This window comes from Phyllobacterium sp. YR531, from assembly GCF_000282595.1.
Classification (GTDB): domain Bacteria; phylum Pseudomonadota; class Alphaproteobacteria; order Rhizobiales; family Rhizobiaceae; genus Phyllobacterium.
This window is the reverse complement of the sequence record NZ_AKIZ01000017.1, coordinates 14233-38230: the sequence shown is the minus strand read 5'-3', so window position 1 is coordinate 38230 and position 23998 is coordinate 14233. Positions and strand designations below refer to the sequence as shown.

At 52.5% G+C, this 23998-nt stretch carries 22 protein-coding genes; 10 read left to right on the top strand and 12 right to left on the bottom strand.

Annotated features, from left to right (window positions below; translation table 11 throughout):
* Positions 1–15 precede the first annotated feature (15 nt).
* Positions 16–1032 carry a TRAP transporter substrate-binding protein gene (locus PMI41_RS11345; RefSeq protein WP_008124826.1) on the bottom strand — a complete coding sequence of 339 codons (1017 nt, stop codon included), beginning with the start codon at positions 1030–1032 and terminating at the stop codon, positions 16–18.
* Between the two features lie 217 nt (positions 1033–1249).
* Here PMI41_RS11345 and PMI41_RS11340 point away from each other — a divergent pair, with 217 nt between their 5' ends.
* Genes PMI41_RS11340 through PMI41_RS11330 form a run of 3 tightly spaced genes read left to right on the top strand, consistent with a single transcriptional unit; the run spans position 1250 to position 4968 of the window.
* A complete protein-coding gene (locus tag PMI41_RS11340; protein WP_008124825.1) occupies positions 1250–2113 on the top strand; it encodes an IclR family transcriptional regulator in 864 nt (287 codons plus the stop codon).
* Positions 2113–3720 (top strand): acyl-CoA synthetase, encoded by a 1608-nt coding sequence (locus PMI41_RS11335; protein WP_008124822.1) that lies wholly within the window; start codon positions 2113–2115, stop codon positions 3718–3720. The genes PMI41_RS11340 and PMI41_RS11335 overlap by 1 nt, the downstream gene beginning before the upstream one ends.
* 27 nt (positions 3721–3747) lie before the next feature.
* Positions 3748–4968 (top strand): TIGR03862 family flavoprotein, encoded by a 1221-nt coding sequence (locus tag PMI41_RS11330; RefSeq protein ID WP_086003521.1) that lies wholly within the window; start codon positions 3748–3750, stop codon positions 4966–4968.
* Between the two features lie 5 nt (positions 4969–4973).
* Here the strand turns inward: PMI41_RS11330 and PMI41_RS11325 are convergent, their stop codons facing one another.
* The 3 genes from PMI41_RS11325 to PMI41_RS11315 form a co-directional block, all read right to left on the bottom strand.
* A complete protein-coding gene (locus PMI41_RS11325; protein WP_008124819.1) occupies positions 4974–6566 on the bottom strand; it encodes an ABC-F family ATP-binding cassette domain-containing protein in 1593 nt (530 codons plus the stop codon).
* A gap of 145 nt (positions 6567–6711) precedes the next feature.
* On the bottom strand, positions 6712–8433 hold the full coding sequence (locus PMI41_RS11320; RefSeq protein WP_008124817.1) for a cation:proton antiporter: 1722 nt from the start codon (positions 8431–8433) through the stop codon (positions 6712–6714).
* Between the two features lie 121 nt (positions 8434–8554).
* On the bottom strand, positions 8555–8965 hold the full coding sequence (locus PMI41_RS11315; RefSeq protein ID WP_008124816.1) for a nuclear transport factor 2 family protein: 411 nt from the start codon (positions 8963–8965) through the stop codon (positions 8555–8557).
* Between the two features lie 99 nt (positions 8966–9064).
* Here PMI41_RS11315 and PMI41_RS11310 point away from each other — a divergent pair, with 99 nt between their 5' ends.
* Positions 9065–9814 (top strand): helix-turn-helix transcriptional regulator, encoded by a 750-nt coding sequence (locus PMI41_RS11310; protein ID WP_008124815.1) that lies wholly within the window; start codon positions 9065–9067, stop codon positions 9812–9814.
* 2 nt (positions 9815–9816) lie between these two features.
* Here the strand turns inward: PMI41_RS11310 and PMI41_RS11305 are convergent, their stop codons facing one another.
* Positions 9817–10752 (bottom strand): dimethylarginine dimethylaminohydrolase family protein, encoded by a 936-nt coding sequence (locus tag PMI41_RS11305; protein WP_008124814.1) that lies wholly within the window; start codon positions 10750–10752, stop codon positions 9817–9819.
* Between the two features lie 13 nt (positions 10753–10765).
* Complete coding sequence (locus PMI41_RS11300; RefSeq protein WP_008124813.1) at positions 10766–12352, bottom strand: hypothetical protein; 1587 nt, start codon at positions 12350–12352, stop codon at positions 10766–10768.
* A 106-nt stretch (positions 12353–12458) separates the two neighbouring features.
* Between PMI41_RS11300 and PMI41_RS11295 the strand changes: the two genes are divergently transcribed.
* The 6 genes from PMI41_RS11295 to PMI41_RS11270 all read left to right on the top strand — a co-directional run bounded on the left by PMI41_RS11295 (position 12459) and on the right by PMI41_RS11270 (position 18825).
* Positions 12459–13349 (top strand): LysR substrate-binding domain-containing protein, encoded by an 891-nt coding sequence (locus PMI41_RS11295; RefSeq protein ID WP_008124812.1) that lies wholly within the window; start codon positions 12459–12461, stop codon positions 13347–13349.
* A 129-nt stretch (positions 13350–13478) separates the two neighbouring features.
* Positions 13479–14585 carry an ABC transporter ATP-binding protein gene (locus tag PMI41_RS11290; protein WP_008124811.1) on the top strand — a complete coding sequence of 369 codons (1107 nt, stop codon included), beginning with the start codon at positions 13479–13481 and terminating at the stop codon, positions 14583–14585.
* 45 nt (positions 14586–14630) lie between these two features.
* Positions 14631–15746, top strand: coding sequence for an ABC transporter substrate-binding protein (locus tag PMI41_RS11285; RefSeq protein ID WP_008124809.1), 1116 nt, complete (start codon positions 14631–14633; stop codon positions 15744–15746).
* A 64-nt stretch (positions 15747–15810) separates the two neighbouring features.
* The gene (locus PMI41_RS11280) at positions 15811–16641 is read left to right on the top strand and encodes an ABC transporter permease (protein WP_008124806.1); all 831 of its coding nucleotides are present in this window, start codon (positions 15811–15813) and stop codon (positions 16639–16641) included.
* Between the two features lie 4 nt (positions 16642–16645).
* Positions 16646–17458 (top strand): ABC transporter permease, encoded by an 813-nt coding sequence (locus tag PMI41_RS11275; RefSeq protein WP_008124803.1) that lies wholly within the window; start codon positions 16646–16648, stop codon positions 17456–17458.
* Positions 17455–18825 carry an FAD-binding oxidoreductase gene (locus tag PMI41_RS11270; protein WP_008124801.1) on the top strand — a complete coding sequence of 457 codons (1371 nt, stop codon included), beginning with the start codon at positions 17455–17457 and terminating at the stop codon, positions 18823–18825. Before PMI41_RS11275 ends, PMI41_RS11270 begins: the two co-directional genes overlap by 4 nt.
* Before the next feature lies 1 nt (position 18826).
* Here PMI41_RS11270 and PMI41_RS11265 read toward each other — a convergent pair whose 3' ends face one another.
* From PMI41_RS11265 to PMI41_RS11240, 6 genes are all read right to left on the bottom strand, one after another.
* A complete protein-coding gene (locus PMI41_RS11265; protein WP_008124800.1) occupies positions 18827–19174 on the bottom strand; it encodes a cupin domain-containing protein in 348 nt (115 codons plus the stop codon).
* A complete protein-coding gene (kduI, locus tag PMI41_RS11260; RefSeq protein WP_008124798.1) occupies positions 19171–20022 on the bottom strand; it encodes a 5-dehydro-4-deoxy-D-glucuronate isomerase in 852 nt (283 codons plus the stop codon). Before kduI ends, PMI41_RS11265 begins: the two co-directional genes overlap by 4 nt.
* Before the next feature lie 27 nt (positions 20023–20049).
* Positions 20050–20814, bottom strand: coding sequence for a FadR/GntR family transcriptional regulator (locus PMI41_RS11255; protein WP_008124794.1), 765 nt, complete (start codon positions 20812–20814; stop codon positions 20050–20052).
* A gap of 13 nt (positions 20815–20827) precedes the next feature.
* Positions 20828–22108, bottom strand: a complete 1281-nt coding sequence (locus PMI41_RS11250) for a TRAP transporter large permease (RefSeq protein ID WP_008124792.1) — start codon at positions 22106–22108, stop codon at positions 20828–20830.
* A 2-nt stretch (positions 22109–22110) separates the two neighbouring features.
* Positions 22111–22701 (bottom strand): TRAP transporter small permease, encoded by a 591-nt coding sequence (locus PMI41_RS11245; protein ID WP_008124790.1) that lies wholly within the window; start codon positions 22699–22701, stop codon positions 22111–22113.
* A gap of 75 nt (positions 22702–22776) precedes the next feature.
* Positions 22777–23751 carry a TRAP transporter substrate-binding protein gene (locus PMI41_RS11240; protein WP_008124788.1) on the bottom strand — a complete coding sequence of 325 codons (975 nt, stop codon included), beginning with the start codon at positions 23749–23751 and terminating at the stop codon, positions 22777–22779.
* Between the last annotated feature and the right edge of the window lie 247 nt (positions 23752–23998).

The window sequence follows — 23998 nt, the reverse complement described above, 5'->3', positions numbered from 1 at the left end:
CGCTACGGCCCTCGATCAGGCCAACTGGCCGACGACTTTTTCCAGAAGCCCCCAAGCCTCATCGCCATACTTGCCCTTCCATTCGGAATAGAAGCCAGCACTGCGCAATGCCTCGCGGAATGGAGCAGGGTCGGGCGTGTTGAATTCAAGATTTTTGGCTTTGAGATCTGCCTGCAGCGTTTCTGTCAGCTTGGCCACGTCGTCGCGCTCGGCCAAACCGGCGGCATTGATATTCCTGGAGACGATTTCCTTTACATCATCCGGGAGTGCTTCCCAGGCCCGGCGATTTGAAAGGAACCAGAAGCCGTCCCACATATGGCTCGTCAAGGAGCAATACTTCTGAACCTCATAAAGCTTTGCGGTCGAAATGATGGCGAGCGGATTCTCTTGGCCATCTACCACTTTCGTCTGCAGTGACGAGTAAACTTCATTGAAGTTGATGCTGGCGGGTGACGATTGGAAGGCGGTGAACATGGATGTCCACAAGGGGCTGACCGGCACGCGGATCTTGAAGTTCTTCAGATCATCCGGCGTCACAATCGGTTTTGTACTGGACGTAATATGACGGAAGCCGTTGTCCCAGATTTTGTCCATGGCAACGAGATTGGACTTTTCGATCTGCGCACGTACATACGCGCCAAGATCGCCATCCATGGCCTTCCAGACCGTTGCACTGTCAGGAAACGCAAAACCGATACCGTTGATTGATGCGGCTGGCACAAGCGTCGAAAGAATAAGACCGGATAGGGTGAAAAACTCAACCGCACCGGAACGCAGCTGACTTAGCGTATCTGTATCGGATCCAAGCTGGCTTGACGGGAAGATCGATAATTCAAAGCGTCCGCCCGTTTCTTCCTTGATCTTGTCCGCCGCTTCCTTGGCACGGATATTCATTGGATGCGAAACGGGCAGGTTATTGGCATATTTATAAGAGAATTCGGCAGCCATTGCCGGACGTCTCATTATAAACGGGCTTGCGACCAGCGTTGAACCAGCGGCCAGCAGCATCTTACGGCGTGACAGATTATACATTGAATTCCTCCCGGGGTATCTCTTGCAGCCTTGCAGACCCGTCCGATAAAGCAACCTCCTTTGCCATACCGACGTTATGATCCATATTATAGAATGCAACTCCTCCTAGTGTTCGTCAAAATCATAGACAAACACAGCGGTCTTGCAATCTTTTTTATGACATTGTCTTATATGAAGAAATATCGATCCATATTATGGACCAAAGAGGAAGTGCAGTATGGAACAGCGCGTAAGTTCGACGCCCAGTCTTAGCGGTGCACAAAGTGTGGATAGGGCGCTAAGCCTGCTTAGTCTCATCAGCTATTTCGGCGACCAAGGCGCAACCCTTAGCGAGCTTGTGGAACAGGGCGGTCTAAACAAACCGACAACGCGCCGCCTGCTGCTTGCCTTGATCCGCTCCGGTATGCTTGAGCAGGATAGTTTGACACGTCGCTACTATCTTGGCGAGGAAGCCTATATTCTTGGAACCCTCGCCTCGCGCCGCTACGGTCTACTGCAGATTTCCCGCGATAGCCTTACGACACTGTCTGCGAAGACAGAGGATACAAGCTTTCTTTCCATCCAAAGAGAAACCTCGTCCGTTTGCCTGCATCGCGAGGAAGGTACCTATCAGATTCGCACTCACGCTTTACAGGCGGGGTACCGGCATCCTCTTGGTGTGGGTGCCGGATCTCTGGCCATTCTGTCGGCTTTGCAGGACGAGGAAATCGAAGCCGTTCTGGAAGCCAACCACTCGGTACTTGTGACGGAATATCCAAATCTGGCTCCATCTCAAATACGGCTGGATATAGCGACGACACGGGAAGCCGGATTCGCGCTCAATCCCGGCAGAATTCTTGCAAATTCCTGGGCCATAGGACTTGCAATTCATTATCCCGATAGGCGACCTGCAGGTGCTTTGAGTATTGCCGCAATTGATAGCCGCATGCAGGCCGCCCGGCAGGTTGAGCTGGTAGCCCTTATGCAAGTCGAAGCAAAAAAGATCGAAGCGCGGCTGGCACACCTCCAGCCAATAAACGGGCGGTTAAAACGCCCGATTATTCCTGTACGGCCCGGAACACGTATCGATGGAGCAAATTAATGACGCAGGCTGCGGGATTATCCATTGTTCCCATGACTAGGCGAGTAATGAACCTCGCCAATTTCCTGCATGAAACTGCACTTCGGTATTCCAATGAGATTGGCTTTGTCTGGGCGGACAAAACATGGACCTGGGCACAAATAGACCGTCGCGTTAATGCCATGGCGGCGGCTCTGCAAATCAAATTCGGAGTTACCAAGGGCGACCGCATTCTCATTCAATCGCAAAACTGCAATCAGATGTTTGAGTCGATGTTTGCCTGCTTCAAGCTCGGTGCAATATGGGTACCCGCGAATTTCCGGCAAACGCCCGATGAGGTGGCCTATCTTGCCATGGCCAGCGGAGCAAAAGGCATGATTTGCGGGAGTGCCTTTCCCGATCATGCAGCCGCTTGCCTTGCAGCAAGCGAGAGCCTTGAATTCACCATCAGCATTGGCACCAGCCAGTTTGGTGACGAATATGATATGCTGGTCGATGAGTTCTCCGGCCAGGTTACACCATTGGTTTCCGTAAACCATGACGATCCCTGCTGGTTCTTCTTTACCTCCGGTACAACTGGCAGGCCTAAGGCTGCTATACTAACCCATGGGCAAATGGCTTTTGTCATAACCAATCATCTCTGCGATCTGATGCCCGGGACCACACAAACGGATGCATCGCTAGTTGTCGCTCCCTTGTCGCATGGGGCAGGCATTCATCAGCTCACACAAGTTGCGCGGGGTGCAAAAACCATTCTTCTGCCAACAGAAAAATTTGATGCGGCAGAAGCTTGGCGTCTGGTGGAAAAATGGCAGGTGAGCAACATGTTCACGGTTCCAACCATCCTCAAAATTCTGACAGAACACCCCTCCGTTAGTACTCACGATCACTCATCGCTACGTTATGTTATCTACGCAGGTGCTCCCATGTATCGAACTGACCAGATACATGCTCTGAAGACACTTGGCTCTGTCATCGTTCAGTATTTTGGGCTTGGTGAGGTAACCGGAAACATTACCGTATTGCCCCCAGAATGCCATTCGAGCGAAGATCATTCCAATCTGAAAGTTGGTACATGCGGCTATGCACGGACAGGTATGCAAATCTCCATCCAGGAGGAGACCGGCAAGGAACTTGCGCCGGGTGAGACGGGCGAAATCTGCGTCATAGGTCCCGCCGTATTTGCGGGCTATTACAATAACCCCGAAGCAAACGAAAAAGCTTTCCGCAATGGTTGGTTCCGTACAGGTGATCTCGGTCACCTTGATAATGAGGGTTTTCTTTTTATCACGGGCCGAGCATCTGACATGTATATTTCAGGCGGCTCCAATGTCTACCCGCGGGAAATCGAGGAGAAAATACTTACACATCCGGATATTAGCGAGGTCGCCGTGATTGGCATTCCTGATCCAGTATGGGGTGAAGTCGGGCTGGCCGTCTGCGTAGCACGATCCGGTGCAAAACCTGATAGCACAGCAATCATCGAATGGCTTGGGAACAAGATGGCGCGATACAAACTGCCCAAACGATTTGTCTTCTGGCCGGAAATGCCGAAGTCTGCATATGGCAAGATTGCCAAGAAACTGATACGGGACGAACTCATCAGACGGAAAGAACTCGACGCCTGATTTCTCAAAATGCAGACAGGCTTGCAGGTGCAAATAAAAGAGATCGCGATTATCGGAGGTGGGCCCGCCGGGCTGGCAGCTGCGGAAATTCTGTCGCTCTCTGGTCACACGATAACTGTCTATGACAGTATGCCGACCCTCAGCCGCAAATTTCTGCTTGCTGGAAAATCCGGACTTAACCTGACCCATGCCGAGGATTATACGCAGTTTGTAACCCGTTTCGGCGCGGCTTCAGAACGCCTGCGCCCTGCCCTTGATGGGTTCGAGCCGGATGCTGTTCGTGCCTGGGCCGAGGAGCTGGGCATTCAGACTTTCGTCGGCTCTTCCAGACGTGTGTTTCCAAAAGCTATGAAGGCGTCCCCCTTGTTGCGCGCCTGGTTGAAAAGGCTGGAAAGCCGGGGAGTGAACGTTCGGACGCGTCATCGATGGGTTGGATTTTCAGGGACAGCTTATCTGTTTGATACACCAGATGGCCAGATCAAAGCACAGCCCGATGTAGCGATGCTGGCGCTTGGTGGTGCCAGCTGGCCGCGCCTTGGCTCAGATGCCAATTGGACAGTCTGGTTGCAAGATGCCGGCGTCAATGTCAGCGTGTTACAGCCAGCTAATTGTGGCTTTGATGTCGCTTGGGACGAGGTCTTCCGCGACCGGTTTGCAGGCCAACCTGTCAAGGCTGTCACGGCAACTTCCAACGCCGGTACGATCCCCGGTGAGTTTGTGATCACCTGGCATGGGATTGAAGGCAGTCTTGTGTACGCACACGCGGCAAGCCTGCGTGAAGAGCTGGCGGCCACGGGCAAAGCGTCCCTCCTTGTCGATCTTGCCCCGGGACGATCATTGCAACGTTTGGTGAGCGACCTGACACGGCAAAACACCAAGACAAGTTTCTCCAACCGCCTGCGTAAGGCTGCAGGTATTGACGGCGTCAAACTTGCGTTGCTGCGAAACTTTTCAGCCGATACTGATTTGGCAAGTCCTGAAAAAATCGCCACGAGTATCAAGAACCTGTCTATACCTGTGGTGAGTACGCGTCCCATTGCCGAAGCCATTTCCTCAGCAGGGGGTGTAGAATGGGACAGCATTGATGAAAATTACATGCTGAAGGCAATCCCCGGTCTGTTCGTCGCTGGAGAAATGCTGGATTGGGAAGCACCGACCGGCGGATATCTTTTGACCGCCTGTTTTGCTACCGGCAGGGCAGCGGCCCACGGCATCATCTCATGGTTGACTCGCTCCCACCTTCAGTAGTCCCGTCATACAACTTCATTGAGTGCAATACGCCTTCCGATACCAATTTCCGACAGAAAGTCCTCGTCATGGCTGACTGTGAGTATCGCACCGTCATAGGCATTTAGCGCAGTTTCGATTGCTGCGATGGACATCAGGTCAAGATGATTGGTGGGCTCATCAAGGATAAGCAAATCAGGAGGCCAATTACCCCCCAGAACACAGGCCAAACCGGCACGGAGCATTTCACCGCCACTTAGGGTCGACACAGGCCGCAAAGCAGAATCTGCGCGAAAAAGAAAACGCGCCAGCGCAGCGCGGCAATCATTGTCCGTGCTGTCCGGGTTGAGCCTTTTGAAGCTTTGCAAAACCGTGCCTTCAGTGTCCAGAAGGTTCACATTCTGATCCAGCATGGCAAACGGGCCTGACCTGTGAACTCTACCCGCTATTGGCCAAAGCTCACCGATAGCAAGACGAAGGAGTGTTGTTTTTCCAGAACCATTCGGTCCCGTAACTGCAACACGTTCCCCACCCTCAATAGTAAAGGAAAAGCGCTGAATTATCGGGGCTTGCTCATCTGGACCTCCCGTAACATTCTGAAAGGCTAGAACCGTCTTTCCTTGCGGCACCTTTGATGCGCCAATGTCGAATGAAACTGGTTTAATCTGCTCAATTTTGGATATTGCCGATTGCAGTTCCAGATCGGCCTTCTGGCGTTGCCGATCTGCCAGTTGCCTGTCGCGCCCAGTCGTTTTTTCTGCACGATCCTCGCGGGCGTCGAGAATAAGTTTGCTTAGACCAGCTTTGGCACGCGATCGCTTGCCTGCTGAATCTTTTCTGGCTTTTCGTTCTGCAACAATCCTCGCCTTGCGTGCAAGTTCGGCGAGGTTGCGTTGCGCGACCACAAGGTCATGATCAGCTACAGCTACTTCCTTGTCTTTTTGTTGCTTATATTCATCCCAATTTCCGCCGTAAGCCTTCAGCCCAAGGCTCGATAGTTCGACAATCCTATCCATCGTGCGCAACACCTGCCTGTCATGACTGACAACCAATGCGCTGCCTCTCCACTGGGCAAGAAAGTCCACCACCGCCTGTCGGCCATCACGATCAAGATTATTGGTCGGCTCATCAAGAAGAATGATGTCCGGTTTTTTCAGGATCAGCGCGGCGAGTGAAACCCGCGTTCTTTGCCCACCACTCAATGTCGAAAGATTCCGCATCGGATCACAACCTTGCAAACCCACCTGCTCCAATGCCTCCGCCAATCGCGATTCCAGAGTCCAATCCGCCTCTGCACTGTCCGCAAGAGTACCAGTGCCGCTGATCATTCGCTGTATCGTTTGATAAGCGCCAGCAGCGTCCAGCTCGTCGATAATTGTTCTGGTGTCCGAAGCTTGGATTGCCTGCCTCAAGACACCCAAAGAGCCAGCTTGGCTGATTGCACCGGATTGCATCGCATATTCGCCAGTGATGAGTTTCAGAAGCGTGGATTTACCTGCGCCGTTCCGGCCGACAAGACCGGTTCGCATGCGATCAAGACTAAGGTCGAGGGATTCGAAAAGTGTGCGGCCTTCAGCCGTGGTGTATGAAATATTTTGCAGAACGAGATGAGCTGACATACCAAACCGATAATTCCATTGCGGGTAAAGCGAATGAAGTTCCGGTTGTGATTTTCATTGTCGTAAGCTCCTGAGTGCACCCGTGAAATAGGCAATGAATTTTGCTAAATCAAGGCACGTCATATCGGCAGGTCGCAAATTCCTGTTATTGATCTGTTTGCTGGCGAGACGTATTCATCTCGGCTCGCTCTCGTGCCATGGCGGTGACCGCAGCCCGAAGTCCTGGATAACGTGACGCAAAAATATTGAAATCCCGGCGGTCCAATACGAGAAACTGGCAAAAATCGATAGCGACCACATCCGCTGTGCGACGGCCACCACTCAACAGCGCCATTTCACCAAAGAACGCCCCTGCATCCAGCGGAACATCGGCATTATCCAGCCGTACTTCGACGGCGCCGGAGACGATGAAATACATGCCATCGCCCCGATCACCTACGCGGATGACACGTTCGCCGGGAGCAGCTGATTTTGGTCTGAACAGAAGGAACAGTTCCTCGCGCGAAGTCTTGTCCAACTGGGAGAACAAGGGGAAAGTTTCTATGAGCTGTTTAAGCTTGTGCTCATGCTTCCTGTCGCGCTCTTCGCCTGCCGCTCTGATCGTCGCAAGTTCGCGTTCCAGCCGCTCATGCTTCGTTTTCCCATGCCGGTCACACCAGATTGGCCATTTGGCCAAGGCTGTCTTTTTCAGCTTTTCGGCGGAAGCAAAGATTATCGGATTCAAGGTTATCGAAAGGATCGCGCCAGCCAGAATAAGGTCCTGCCCCTCTTTGGGCAGCAACTTCAACGAAACGCCCAGACCAGCGAGAATGAACGAAAATTCGCCAATCTGCGCAAGTCCCGCTGCCACAGTCAGGCCCATGCCAACGGGATAACGCAAAGCCAGTACTATCCCGAATGCGATAATCGATTTTCCAAGAATAATGACCAGCAGCGCGCCTATCACTGCCAAGGGTTCGCGCACGAGAATGGATGGGTCAAAAAGCATTCCGACTGATATGAAAAACAGGACCGAAAAGGCATTTTGAAGCGGCAATGAATCTGCCGCGGCTCTGTGGCTGAGGTTGGACTCACTCATAACCACACCGGCAAAGAACGCACCCAAGGCGAACGAAACGCCAAAAACCTCGGCTGAACCAAACGCAATTCCCAGTGCGATGGCCAGAACCGATAGCGTAAATAGCTCACGTGATCCTGTACGGGCAATCAATGTCAGCAACCACGGAACAACCTTTGGCCCGAGATATGCCGCCATGACTGCGAACGCCGCAACCTTAAGAAGCGTAATGGTGAGATTCAACGCAAGTTGTGTTCCGCCAATGCCTGCACCCGTCTGCGCTCCGAGCACTTCTGCCAAGGCTGGAAGCAGGACCAGAGCCAATACCATGGCGAGATCTTCCACAATCAGCCAGCCAACGGCAACGCGGCCATTGGCACTGTTAACGAGATTGCGCTCTTCCAGTGCTTTGAGGAGTACTACTGTACTGGCCACCGAAAGGCTCAATCCGAAAACAACACCAGCTCCTATACCCCAGCCAAAGAGCGAGCTAAGGCCAATTCCCAGCAGACCTGCCAACAGGATTTGTACGATGGCCCCCGGAATGGCAATATTGCGAACAGCCAGAAGCTCTGATGCCGAGAAATGCAGCCCCACGCCGAACATGAGCAGAATAACGCCCATTTCAGAAAGTTGTGCTGCCAATCCGCTATCGGCAATGAAGCCGGGTGTGAACGGCCCCAGCATGATACCTGCGAAAAGATACCCAACAAGTGGAGGCAGCCATAGCCGGTCAGCCAGGTAGCCGCAGATTGCTGCGGCCACAAAACTTACGGCAACTGTTGAGATCAATGCGACTTCGCTATGCACATCAGGCCTTGGATTTGTATTTAGAAGTATGGGCGAAACGATAAAGCAGCTTGATAAACCCGCCAAAGGTTTCGATAAGAATGCTTACCACTAAATGCAACCAGAATCTGGCAGACTCATGCTAATGGGAGGTACGCGATCCCATATTTCTGTCTTCCGGAGATCCGGAGAGCAGATGGGTCAGCTCGTTGACACGGGTAATCTTACCATCTCCTATTGTAAAAATGGCAATCACCTTCACTTTGATTTTCTCACCGTTCGTTTTCGTTGCCTCTATAATATGAACGTCTGCAACGTTACCGCCATCGAACATCATCATTTCAAAAATGGCTTTGCCTGACGAGATGGACTTCTTGAGATCCTTTGCATGCGCAATGAATCCGTCATAATCCAGCGTTGTGCCGTCTACATCCTGCCTATAGTCGCGAGAGAAAAATTCACTCAGTTGTTCGGCAGGGACGTTAGGGTCGAGCATGCTTTTCAGTGCATTCTCTATCAGTCCTTGCATTGCGGCTTTCGATAGTCCTGGCATGTCTTGGTTCCTTTAAACTAGTTTCCCTCACTCTGTCATGATAGAAATCGGCGCCGCTACGCGATTCATGCCAATGAATACTGTTTTGAGGCCAATCTGATGAACGAGCCTGACTTTGCTTCTGAAGCGTCTATTTCGGCTGTGAGGACATTGCCTGACCGCATGCCAAATCTGAACCGGCATCACCATAGCCATGGCCAGTTACTGGGAACGGTATCAGGCCTGCTGTCGATCGGGGCGGACACTGGCAGATGGGTCGTTCCGGCAGTTCACGCGGTTTGGATTCCTCCCCGAACAGAACATCAGCTTCTTTCTCACGGCCCGTTTGAAGGCTGGAGTGTCTATGTACATGAAACATATTGTACCGATCTTCCGAACAGGCCACTCATTATAAGGGTAAGTGGCCTGTTAAAAGCAGCGGCAGAGCGTGCGACGTCATGGGAACAAACTATCCTGTCCCCTCGCGAAAAACGTGTAGCAGATGTCATTCTTGACGAAATCATAAATGCTCCAGAGGAGAAATTCAGTCTGGCAATGCCTGTCGATGAGAGACTGGTCCGTATCGCCAATGCGCTGATAAAAAATCCGGAGGATAATCGCCGGATGCAGGAATGGGCAGAGTGGGCAGCTATTGCCTCGCGAACTCTTTCAAGGCGATTTCACAAAGAAACAGGATATAGCTTTATGGAATGGCGGCAGCGGGCACGCCTTATGCGTGCCCTTGAAATGCTCTCAGAAAAGATACCGGTCACAACCATCGCTTTCGATCTTGGCTATGACAATGTCAGCGCGTTCATTTCAATGTTTCGCAAAACATTCGGCATCACTCCCGGACGCTACTTTAGATAGCGCTACTGCGGAGACCGCAGCAATGCCTGTGCCATGCAATGTATCCCGCCACCGGTTTTGGAAATCTCGCTCATATCGACCGCTGCAACCTCAAAACCTGTTGCTCTCAATTTTTCGATCAATGTCTTGCTTGAGGTGGGTGCGATAATCCGGTCCTTGCCAAGCGACATGAAATTGCAGCCTAGGTTCATCGTGTCCTGAAAAGGCACATCAATGATTTCATGGCCTTTGGACTTCAACCACTCGACGATGCCGGGCTCCGTACAGGCCAGGCATACAGCTGTAAGCTTTGGCGCGATGGGCACAACCATGAGGTCAATGTGGACATAGTATTCGTCTATAAAGGCCAGTCGCGTTTCCCAACCTTCTTTGCGGAACCATTCTTCTACCTGACGAGCACCTTCTTCCTGTGTTCTGGCACCACCACAGCCAATCAGAACACACCCTTCCTCGATGACATTAAAATCGCCGCCTTCGAAAGTACCGGCTGTTACCATATCGTAGATCGGAATCCCAAGCCGCTCATAGGTACGGATCGCCGCGTAATTCTCTCCCCGCCGCCACCAGTTCGCCATAGCGGTAATGATGGCGCCATACGGCGTCATAACACTGGAGTCGCGGGAATAAACCTGCATTGGCAGTTCCGGCTCGGGCTCGTGCCAATGGATGTTGACATTGAAATGTTCATAGGCTGCCACAAGCTCCTTATGCTGGGCCTGTGCAGTCTGAATATTACAGGGTGCTTCCCGCAAATGTTTGCGCGAAAGTGAGCTTGTTGCCATATGGCGCAAGAATGCTGGCGACCCGAGCAATACGTCCGTCAGCGGATCAGTCTCATTACGAAATCCCCAATTGGCAAGCGGTTTGGTCGCGCCATTTGGATTACGCCGTTTCAGCGTAAATGCATCGCTATCAAAACCATTCTCATGACGGGTCATTGTTCTCTCCTCATTATACAGCGTTCGGTATCCACCATTCGGTGCCACGCGCTGTTGTTATGTATTCCGGCCAACGGAAATGGATCGGTGGCTCATAATCGCAAAGCGGCGCAATCCATTGGGATCCTCCCACGCCACCACCGGTCCGTTCAATAAACTCGTCCTTTGCCGTGCGCCGGGCGCTTTCATCTTCCAGCAATCGTAAGGCTGTCAGCGCAACTGTTTTTGCAGCGCAGCTGATCATCGGATCGATCGTCTCGGATATCCCGCCAAGCGCATTCATTACCCAACCCGGATAAGCTGCGCCCTTCGGCGCTTTCAACGCAGGGCGCGCCACGTAAAACCGCACTGTCGGCGCGTGCCATGTCATGTCGGTATAATCATCGGAAGTGGAATTGATCTGCGATGGTGGCAAATCACGACGCAATATCGCCTCTGCCTCCTGTGGCGAAATCAACCGCTCGCATTCATCGAGAAACGGTTCTGCCATGGCCGCCATACCGGCATTGACTTGTATCTCACGCGCAATTGCTTTTGCAGACTCTTCCCAATGCGGGGCACCAACAATGTTGAGCGCATCCCAAGTAATCCCGGCCATGGCGTGGTTTGCAAGCCCCGGCCTTGATTTACAAACCCAATGCCGCTCCACCCTGCAACCAGTCATCGCAGCAGCATGTTCAGCATTGCGGTCCAACGCAGCGGTAACCTGCTCAGCCATTGGTATGGTGGGCACGCGCATCATGTACTGGATTTCTGCAAGTCCAGCGGGCAGATTATCAGCGGTAGCTTGGCCAGCCGTTAGAATTGCCTCACTAATAGACCAACCTCCCTGATGCGGCAGCATGGAGTCACGCAAGGCTTTTGACGCCATATACATCATCATTAGCGCGTCATTTGCGCCGGGTGCACGGATAGCAGAATGTGACTGCGGAATGGGAGCGCCATCGCTCAAACCCCAAAGTTCCGGCTGATCACAGATGAAGCGGTAGATCATCGAATAAGCAGCACCGCAATGCGTGTCCCATCGCACCGTGTTGCAAAGCGGCAGCATGTAGAATGGATGGAATGAAATCATTCCATCCAACCCGTCATAATAGCCTTTGGCAGCATGAATGGGTTTGGAACCACGCACCTTCTCGGCAGGTTCACCGGTAAAACGCAGCGTCCCTGCTATGCCGTGTTTTTCCATCGCTGCCTTGGTAGCCAGCAATCCGCCCAGCGATGATATTCCAAGACCGGAATGAGGGTCAGTGTGACCACCAGCATGTTCATTGAGACCTACTCGTGGCTGTTTGCAAGTGACGGCGGCCTGACAATTGCCCGGTACGGCATCATATTCCGCATACATGCCAATTGTCGGTGATTTTCCCGTCATCCCGACTTTATTGGTCCAATGCGCGCAAAAGGCGGTGGGCATTCCTGCGGAGCCAACCTCTACGTCAAATCCCTCTTGCCGCAAGCGCCGGACATACCAGTCCGAGGATTGATATTCCCGCCAGGCAGTTTCACCGAAATCGAAGATTGTTCGTGCAGATACTGAAAGATCGGCTTTGTGTCCGTCAATGAAACTGAGTGCTGATGCGTATGATGCCGTAGCCACGATTATCTCCCGCCGGCCGCCAGATAATCATCTGGAAGGTGAGAGAAAAAGTGATATGTTTTCTCAAAACGTGCAAATTCTATTCACCTCAGATTGAAGGTTACGCATGCGGATACCCTCTACTCAGGCACTGCGGGCGCTGGAGAGCTTCGCAAGACATGGCAGTGTTTGGCGCTCTGCAGAAGAATTGCATTTAACGCGTAGCGCGGTCAGTCACCAGTTGCGCTTACTGGAACGCGATCTGGGCTTTGAACTGCTGCAACGAGATGGCAAAGGCGTCATCCTGACACCACGCGGACGCAAATATGCCAATGATGTCCGTAAGGCACTCATTGTCATTGACGATGCTGGTGGGCGTCACAGTCCCGCCAGCACTGGCGGAACCTTGACCATTAGCTGCACATCCGGCTTCGCGTCGCTTTGGCTTTGCACCCATATTGCGGAGTTTCAGGAAAAGTATCCTGATATCTCGCTGCGCATAGTGACACCACGGAAACTCGATGACGTTACCGCACCGGGAATTGACCTGTTTATTGCTTTTGGTGATGGCAACTGGCCAAATAGAGCGGTGGATCTGCTTTGCGAGATCGAATTCACCCCACTGTGCAGTCCTGTTCTTCTCAACAAACTGGGCGGACTGGCCGAGCCCAAGGATATATTGCGTGCACCTCTGCTGCACTTGGTCGATTTCGAAGATTGGACGCTCTGGCTGGCCTTGGCAAATGTTGACAATCCCGATTCCGAACGGGGAATCATATTCTCGGACATGAATCTGGTGTTCTCTGCAGCCATCACCGCGCAGGGTATCGCCATGGGCGACAAACTCACCTGCAGAAAGGCAATGCGAGGCGGTCAGCTTATCCAGCCATTTGACCTCGCTATCAAATCACCAAAGTCATATTTTCTAGTAACCGACTATGCCAGAATAGATCATCCGGCACAGCTTGCGTTCACCGAGTGGTTGAAATCGCGTCTGTCACAAACCCGTAATGCTTGAATACGCACATCCGACTGAAATTTGAGATGGCGTGAATTTCATTCACGTGTCAGGGTAATATAATTCAATTGTCGTAATCGCAGATTGTGCCTAGGCTTCGTTTTAAAAGCAGGGGAAAGAGGTCAATCAATGCCTCAAGGCATGCAACTGGGCGACACGAAAGCCGCCGAGATAAAGGCTATATCCATTGGCAAGTCATTTGGCGCATTTCATGCGCTCAAAGATCTTTCGCTTGATATCAAGCGAGGTGAATTTTTAACCCTTCTGGGACCCTCAGGGTCCGGCAAAACCACGTTTCTCATGATCCTGGCCGGTTTCCTTGCTCCAACATCAGGCAAGCTGGTGATGGACGGCAAAGACATTACCAGCGTGCCGGCAGAAGATCGTTCCTATGGGATGGTGTTTCAGGGATATGCCCTCTTCCCGCATCTGACTGTGGAGCAGAACATTGCTTTTCCTCTCAAGGTACGCCGCCGTTCTGCTGCGGATATCAAACGCAGGGTCGGCGAAATGGTTGAACGGGTCGGACTCGTTGGCCATGAGAAAAAACTGCCGGCAAAGCTTTCCGGCGGCCAGCAGCAGCGTGTCGCTCTTGCCCGCGCCTTGGCATTCGAACCCTCAGTATTGCTGCTGGATGAACCCTTTTCAGCTCTGGACAAAAATCTTCGCGAAATGATGCAGGAAGAAGCCAAAAGACTGCATCAAGAAACCGGCACGACGTTCGTTTTCGTCACACACGATCAATCCGAAGCGCTTGCCCTGTCTTCCCGCGTAGCCATCTTCAATCATGGCGAGCTGCTGCAGGTTGGCAAACCGCAAGAAGTCTATGAACGGCCAACAAACCGCTTTGTCGCCGAGTTCCTCGGTGAGATCAATCTTCTGCCATTGGATACTGTCCAACTCGACGGCGAGCGCGCATCCGGCAGGTTTGAAGAACAGACGATCGTTGTTAACAAATCGGCAATACTCGCAGGTAGAGCCGCAGTAGCGGCGGTGCGTCCTGAACACATGGTAATCACTACTGATGGTCGTGACGCAAATTGCAATGCCATTACCTGCCGCGTCGAAGGTGCTACCTATCTGGGCGCTTCGACCAAATATCATTTGCGAACACGTATGGGCACAAGTCTGGCAGTTTCAATGCCAACAGCGACAACACAGCCGATGCCGCCTGACACGGATGTGTGGGTGTCGTGGCCAGTCCACCAAGGCTTTTTGCTGCCGAATGGGAGTTAGGCTGCATTCAGGAATGTGACAACGACAATCCAGAGGGAAACAAAAATGGATAACGCATTTCAAAAAGACTGCCTCGAAATACTCGCCAGCAAGGTCGAGAGCGGCGAAATAAGCCGCAGGCGATTTACACAGATGGCCGCTATTTTTCTGGCTGGTGCCCCTGCCCTTCTTCGCTCCACCGGCTCCTATGCGCAAGCAAAAGAACTGGTTCTGGTCAACTGGGGCGGTGATGCCATGACGGCCTATGACAAGGCTTATGGGCAGCCCTTTACCAAGGAAAGTGGTGTCACCGTCAAGATGGACGGGTCAGGCCCAACGGAAGGCGCGATAACTGCCCAGTTCAAGAGCGGTAAACCCAGCTGGGACCTGCTTGACGTTGATCCGTTCTCCGGCATTTCACTCGGCAAACAAGGCATGCTCGAACCAATCGATTATTCCATCGTTGACAGGAACAAGATGCGTCCGGGTTTTGGCTGGGATACGGCAGCATCAACTTATTTCTTTTCGTACATCATTGCCTATGACTCTTCGAAATTCGGCGATCAGGTGCCGACGGGCATGGCTGATTTCTTTGACGTGAAGAAGTTTCCCGGCAAACGCTCCATGTACAAATGGGGCGCTGCCATGTGGGAAGCGGCCTTGATGGGTGATGGTGTCGCTCCTGAAAAACTTTATCCGCTCGATCTCAAGCGCGCTCACGACAAGATTGCGGCATTTAAAGAGAACGTCGTGGCCTATTGGGGCGGGGGTGCTGAAAGCCAGTCAGTCCTCATCGACGGTGAAGCATCCATGGCACTGATCTGGTCAACACGCGCGCAATTGATCGAACAGGACTCGGGCGGCACAATCAAGTTTGTTTGGGATCAGGGCCTGATCTCCCCCGGCGCCCTTGCGATTATGAAAAACAATCCGGGCGGCAAGGACAATGCGATGAAGTTTATCGCCAGCGCCCAGACACCCGAGCGCCAACTTGAAATGTTCAATCTGCTGGGTCAAGGCCCGGCGAATCCGGCAACCGATGCACTGATACCAGACGACAAGAAGCGCATAAATTGCGTGGATCCAGCGAACATGGCGAAGCAGGTTCCGCTTGATATGGAATGGTATGCCGAGAACTACGGCAAGGCGTTCGACGAATATACGAAAGTCATATCGGCATAAGTGATATAGCGCGAGGTTCCCCGTGACCTCGCGCTAATTTGCAGTTCGCAACAAGGCATGGTGAATGAGCAAGTCGGCAACCTCTAGAAAGATCCTGTTGTTAGCGCCTCTGCTCCTGTTTTTGGGGCTTGCCTATGTCGTGCCTTTTCTTGGCGTGGTCCGCTGGAGTTTCACTTTGCCGGAAACCGGACTTGGTCAGTATGTAGCCGTATTTACCGATCCGCTTGTACAATCCGTTTTCATCCGCACTCTGCGCATTTGCCTGATTGTCACTGCTACATCGCTGATTACAGCCTATGCCATCGCCTACGTCTGGGTGCGCGGTAATTCGCTGCAACGCGCACTCGCAGAGTTTTGTATTCTCGTTCCCTTCTGGATTTCTGTTCTCACCCGTGCTTTCGGTTGGCTGGCAATGTTGTCCAATCGCGGCCTGATCAATACCTGGTTACAATCGGCAGGTATTATCAGTGAGCCACTGGCTTTGGCGCGCAATGAATTTGGCGTTATTATAGGCATGACGCATTTCCTCATTCCCTTTGCGGTATTTCCTATCGCCTCTGCCATGCGAAGCATTGATGAGCGTGTTCTGCTGGCGGCGCGCGGCATGGGTTCGTCAAGAACAAGAACATTCTGGACGGTCTTTGTGCCGCTGACCTATGGCGGGCTGATCGGAGCTGCGCTCATCGTCTTCGTATTCGCACTCGGTTTTTTCGTAACGCCTGCAATCCTCGGTGGCGGGCGCAGCGTCATGGTGGCGGAACTGGTTTATCTCCGAATATTCCAGAGCCCGGATTGGGGTCTTGGTGCCGCAATCAGTGTTGTCCTCGTTCTCTTCATCGGAATTTTACTGGCATTGCTTCGCCGTTTCATCAAACCCGCACATATGGTGGGCTAAAGCGATGCAATCATCCCGCCCCGGCCCCATATTACTGATCCTGGCAACCGCCGTTGCGATCTTTCTGCTTATGCCGCTCATTGCCGTTATACCGGTATCATTTACCCCCGCCCGTTTTCTTTCAATGCCTTCGGGTGCCTTGTCGCTTCGTCATTATCAGGCGCTTCTCGACAATCCGGCATGGATGCAAAGCATTTTGCTCAGCCTGCGTATCGGCATCCTCTCCAGTGCTGTTGCAACCGCACTGGCGACGATGTTCGGACTTGGGATCTGGATGTTTCAGCCGCGCTTCTCAGCTCTGCTTATCGGCTTTGTATTGTTGCCGCTGATCGTTCCTCCAGTTGTATCGGCGATGACGCTCTATTTCCTCATGACCGCCCTTTCGAGCTTTAACAACTGGATCGGATATGACACCTGGCTGGGTGTAGCGCTCGCCCATGCCGTGATGACAACGCCATTTGCAGTTGTGCTTATTCTCGTTGCACTGTTTCAGGTCGACCGGCGTATAGACCTTGCAGCACGTGGTCTCGGAGCCAACCTCACAACCCGAGCCTTTAAAGTCATCATTCCCAACATCAAATTTGGCATTGCTACGGCCGCACTTCTTTCATTTGTGCTTTCCTGGGAGGAGATCGGCGTTACCCTGTTCATTACCAGCGTCAACGCCATCACCCTCCCCCGGCTTATGTGGATGGGACTTCGAGATAATATTGATCCGGCAATTGCCGCGATCTCGGTTCTTCTGATTCTTGTCACTGCAATCATACTTGCCCTGAGAATCTTCATTGACCGCCGCAAAGCGACGGATCCTCAATGATCGAAGAGAGCATTCTTGCTGAACTCCAACTAATCGTCGGCACGGGGGGTATAAGGGTTGGAGATGCCCTTGGCGTAATACATCCGGGTTCAGACGAGCGTAATCTTGATGCCGGATTGATGGTTGCCCCACGATCCACGGCAGAAGTCGCCGCTGTACTGCGATTGTGTAACGAGCATAAAATACCGGTTGTCACCCATGGTGGAAGGACAGGGCTTGTTGGTGGTGGGATATCTGCAAGCGGGCAAATTATCCTCTCCCTCTCCTTGATGAACAGTATCGAAGCGCTGTCTGCATCTGCTGGCACGGCCATCGTGCAGGGCGGTGTTACACTGCATGCGCTACAGGAGGCAGCGGCACATCACAGGCTTTCTACAGGCATCGACATTGCTTCCCGCGGCAGCGCCACAATTGGTGGAATGATCTCAACAAATGCCGGAGGCATGGAAGCTTTCCGCCATGGTATCATGCGTCAGCGTGTGCTTGGTCTCGAAGTGGTACTGTCTGATGGGCGTATCATGAGTGACATGGCACAAGTATCGAAATCCAATGAAGGATATGACCTGAAGCAACTATTCATCGGTGCTGAAGGAACGCTTGGTGTTATAACGCGAGCAGTTTTGAAGCTGGCTCCACCGGACGGATTTACAGCCACGGCCCTTGTTGCCTGTCCATCTGCAACAGCCGCTATTGCGCTCTTCCACCGTTTGCAGGCCAGTCACAATCTACATTTGCTACGCGCAGAGTTCATGGCAAATGAATACTTCATGGTAGCGGTAGACAATCTCGGGCCTGCGACGCTCACTGCCATCACGAAAGCCCCAATTTACCTTATCATTGAGACTGATGCAGCCGAACAGTCAGCGGCGCAATCCATATTGGAAAGCGCCTTGGCGAAAGCCATTGACGAAGGTTTAGTGCTTGATGCCATTCTTGCGCAGAGTGAAAAAGAGCGTCGAGAGATATGGAATATTCGCGAGGACAGCAGCGTGATTGATCGGGCCTACCCGCAGGGACACTGGTTCGACATTTCCGTGCCTCTCCAGCATTTGGAGCACTGGTTGAAACAATTCGATGAGGGGATCACAGCTCTAGGTCCGGATGTATACGGTTTTGCTTTTGGCCACCTCGGCGACGGCAACCTGCATGTTGGTGTTGCCGGAATACCTGACAAGCAGGCGGTTAAATCTCTGATTTACTCAGGTCTGCGCGAATTTGGCGGATCATTTTCTGCCGAACACGGAATTGGATTGGACAAGAAGGCTGAACTTGAAACACTCGTTGATCCGGTCAAGCTGAATTTGATGCGTTCAATCAAATCCCTGCTTGACCCGAACGGAATTATGAATCCCGGCAAAGTTGTGTAACCTACTTTAGAAACTCAGCCCTGTGCGGCGTGAACGAATCGATCAACCGCCCTTTTTCGAGAGCCTTCACCCCATGCACCAAATTGCCTGGGACGATAAAGCTTCCACCCTGCTCAAGTATTTTGGACACCCCATCAATCGTCACTTCGAACCGGCCTTCGGCTACATAGCTGCCTTGAACATGCGGGTGCGAATGCAGGCTTCCTACAGCATTCTTTTCGAACAGCACCTCGACCAACATCAACTCATCGAGATAGGCTATGATCCGTCGCTTCACACCCGGCTCGGTATTTTCCCAGATGCTATCTTCCGCCGCTACAAAATACCCGCTTCCGATTGCATGGCTCATTTCAGATCATCCATGGTAACGGGATCGACATCTGTGTAGTCGACATTGTCGCCGGCCATCGCCCAGATAAATGCATAGTTGGACGTTCCAGATCCCGAATGGATTGACCAGCCCGGTGACAGCACAGCTTCTTCATTGCGCATCACGATATGCCGTGTTTCGTCCGGCTCTCCCATGAAATGGAATACCCGCGCTGTCTCAGGAAGGTCGAAATAGAGATAGGCTTCCATGCGGCGGTCATGCACGTGACACGGCATTGTGTTCCATACCGAACCTTGCGCAAGTTGGGTCATGCCCACAACGAGCTGGCAGGTTTTAACACCATCCGCGTGGATGAACTGAAAGATCGACCGTTCGTTCGATGTTGCCTGACTGCCAAGATCAACGCGCTTGGCATCTCCGATGCGAATGTGCCGGGTTGGATAGGTATGGTGAGCAGGTGCGCTCAACAGATAGAATTTTGCAGGTTTATCACCATTCGACGATGTGAATGTTACCGCCTCAACCCCCATTCCAACATAAAGCATGTCGCGTTCGGCCAGCTCGTAAGGTTGGCCACCTGCAATCACAATGCCTTTTTCGCCTACATTGACGATAATAAGCTCACGGCGATCAAGAAAATTCTTCGTACCCGTCGGCTTTATCGCTTCAAGCTTAAGCTCACCATCAAAAGGCGTCGCGCCCCCCACGATCATGCGGTCATAGTGTGTATAGGTGAGATTGATCTTGCCCGGCTCGAACAGATTACCAATGTGAAAATTGTGCCGCAGTTCATCCGTCCCCATTGCGGAAGCTGCTACCGGATCGATGGCGTAACGTGAGCTGTACTCGGTATGATCTTGGGTCATTGTATCCTGAAACTATCTCTCATTCGTCTATGGCTCCTTTATGGAACCGGCTTCATAAAAACCGTGGCGCGCCTGAATTCGTCCAAGGTAACGCCTCTGGCTGGCAGTGAGGTGGGCGCGCATGGCTACGCGAGCCGCTTCGGCGTCCCCTGCAGAAATCGCGTTGAGGATTGCCAGATGTTCGCGCTGTAACCCGCGTTGATATTCCTCCGATTGCGCTACCTCTGTTGACCATGGTGAAGTGACATCACACGGGATCGCACGCCGCCCGAGAACATCGAGCATTTCGACATAAAAGGGATTGTTGGTGGCGCTGGCTATTGCGCGATGGAAGGCAAGATCAGCCGGCCCGGTGGGTTGGTCCTTCAACAGCAGCATGTCGAACTCAAAAAAAGCTTCCTGAATTTCTGCTTCCTGCGCTGCATTGTGACGGATGGCAGCCAAGCCGGCAGATTCGATTTCAATCGCAAGCCGCACCTCAAGCACGTTCAGTGCAATCGAATTCTTGGTTCCCATCTCGGAAGTAAGAGCGCTAAACGCCGTGGAAAGTTGTTCGATGACGAAAACGCCTGCACCCTGCCGCGGTTCGACCAGCCCTGCAGCGGCGAGTTGAGCCAAAGCCTCGCGGATAACAGTACGACTAACGCCGAAGGTCTCGGTTAACTGCCCTTCCGTGGGCAGCTTCTGGCCAGGCTGAATCAGCCCCGCCTGCAGCTGCTCGCGAATTGCCGCAACAACCGTTTCGGAAAGCTTGGGCTTTCTCTCAACCTTCAGATCAGTCACAATGTCCATATTGATGCCGCCTCTATTTGAAGACGCTCGGAAGCCAGAGCGAGATCGCCGGAATATAGGTGACAAGCCCAAGAACCACAATTCCAGCACCGTAGAACGGCCATATGGAGCGCATTGCTTCCCACACAGTTATCTTGCCTACGGCACAGGCCACGAATTGCACGGTCCCTACGGGCGGTGTGTTCAAGCCAATACCCAGATTGAGGATCAGGATGACGCCGAAATGGACAGGATCGACGCCATAATGCGTCGCCATTGGCAGGAAAATCGGCGTGCAGATAATGATCATCGGCCCCATATCCATGAATGTGCCCAAAAGGAGCATAAGGACATTGAGCAACAGGAGCACCACCAGCGGATCTGTCGAAATGGCATTCATCCCGGCGATAAGCGCTAACGGGACTTTCAGATAGGCCATCAGCCAGCTGAACGAGGCGGCAGTTCCTATGATCAGCAGCACCATGGCAGTCGTGCGTACTGCACCCATGGTTGCATGGACAAAATCATCCCACTTCATGGACTTATAGCCGAAAACCGTGACCAGCAGAGCGTATACGACTGCGATACAGGAGCTTTCCGTAGCCGTGAAAATACCCGAGCGAACACCGCCGAATATAATGCCTATAAGCAGCAATCCCGGTATGGCAATGACTGCCAGACGGCCCGCCCGTGCAAAACCCTGAAACCGCTCAATGGGATATCCGCGTTTACGCGCCACAAAATACGCCGTTACCATCAAGGATGCGGCCAGCAGAAGACCGGGCATGATACCCGCTGTAAACAGATCAGCGATGGAAATCTTACCACCACCAGCAATGGAATAGATGATCATGTTCTGTGACGGCGGCAAAAGCAGGGCTATCAAAGCCGCCATGGACGTTACATTGACGGCATAATCTGCACCGTAACCCCGTGCCTTCATTTGCGGGATCATCAATCCGCCAACAGCTGCGGCTTCAGCGACCGCAGATCCGGAGATGCCGCCAAACATGGTGGCTGCGATTATGTTGACCTGCCCCAGACCGCCACGCAGATGCCCGACGAGGGAACCGGCGAAGGAAACAATCCGCTGTGCAATCCCGCCGCGGACCATCAGATCACCGGCATAGATGAAAAACGGTATCGCCATCAGGGAAAAGGCACTCATGCCGGAGTTCAGCCGCTGGAATACAACCAAGGGCGGGAGGCCAAGATAGAGAACTGTTGCAAAGCTTGCAGCACCCAGACAAAACGCTATCGGTGTTCCGATGAACATCAGAAGGGTGAAAACACCAAATAATATCCATAGATCCATGGTTAGGCCTCCTGAACGCTTGGCATGTCAGGTACGTCTTCAAGGTTGATTTCCTTGTCGACACTGACACCGGCAAAACGCAGGATTATGCGCTCCAGCGCAAACAGGCTGATCAGCAGACCACCTGCAACCAGTGGCAGATAGTCGAAGCCACCCGGTAATCCTAGAGAGGGAATTGTCGAGTTCCAGGTAAGGGCAACCAGCTTGCAGCCGTACCAGACCATTCCCAGTGCGAATCCCAATACGATCACATCTGAAATCGTCCGCAGGGCCGCTTTGCTGCCCTTAGGCAGTATGTAGAGGAGCACATCAAAACCCATATGGAAGTTTTCACGCACGCCAATGGCTGAACCAAGAAAGATGAACCAGCTCATCACCATAATGGCACTGGTTTCTGTCCAGCTTGGCGATGAGTTGAGTACGAATCGCGAGAACACCTGATAGACCACCAGCGCCGTCATGAGGACAAGGCCAAACCCCGCAAGGTAGAGCGCATAATGATTTACCTTTGTAAGAACCGCACTCCAGCGCAGCAAGCGCTCGCGGCTTTTGGAAAGTGGCTGTCCGCCTTTCCTCGAATTGATGTCGGCCATCGCCCTATCCCCATCCCGGCTCATCGTCTGTCTAGTGGCATGGAGCGCCAAATGACCTCCATGCCATCAGGCCCCTTATTCTGTTGCCTGAATGCGCGCTGCCACGTCTTTCAACTCAGGTGTCGACAGGTACTTCTCATGAACAGGTTTCATTGCATCGATAAGCGGCTTCTTGTCGATTTCGTTGATCTTCACACCTGCCGCCTCAACAATTTCACGCGACTTCTTTTCGCGGGCATCCCACAGCTCGCGCATCTTGACGACGCTATCCTTCGCAGCCTGCCGGAAAATCGCCTGATCTTCCGGTGTAAGCTTGTCCCAACTCGATTTTGACATGACGAGAACTTCAGGAACGATCTGGTGCTGGTCGAGTGTGTAGAACTTGGCAACTTCGAAGTGCTTGGCCGATTCGAAGCTTGGCCAGTTGTTCTCCGCCCCATCAATGACGCCTGTCTCCAGTGCCGAGTAAACCTCGCCATAAGCCATCGGCGTGGCATTCGCTCCCAGCGCATTCACCATGTCCACGAAGACATCCGACTGGATGACACGGAACTTCATACCTTTCAGATCCTCAAGGGAGGTGATGGGTTTCTTGGTATTGTAGAACGAACGGGCACCTGAATCGTAAAACGCCAGACCGACGAGATTATGTGCCTCGAATGCTTTCAGGATTTCCTCACCAACCGGTCCATCCATCGTATGGCGCATATGGTCAGTCGAGCGGAAAATATAAGGAAGCGATGGCACCTGAGTAACCGGAACAATCCCGTTGAAAGGTCCCATAGAAACGCGGTTGAAATCGATTACACCGGCTTGTGTCTGTTCGATTGTATCCTTTTCTTCGCCAAGCTGCGCCGAATGATAAACCTCCACGCCATAACGCCCGGCAGTGCGTTCCTTGATAAGCTCGCCCATATATTTGACGGCTTCAACAGTTGGATACCCGTCCGGATGTGTATCAGCCGATCGCAATTGCGTCTCGGCGCTTGCAGCTCCAACGAGCAGCGATCCAATCACAAATGTTAAGGTTGTCAGTCTGGAAATATACATGTCGTGTCCTCCCCTTTTTTGATCCACGGGCATATGCCCGTCAGCATAAATTCGACTGGCAACGGGGTGGCCTAACTCTCCTCCCGAAGATACTCCCGCCCCGATAGCGCTCTGCGCTGCCAGCTCTCCCACAGCCAATATCGATATGGATCGCAATAAATAATGTCAATATACAAATTATTGTTTATTGTATGATGAATTTTTCACAGACATGACTAGACGTTGTGACTTGAAAAAAGGTTGAACG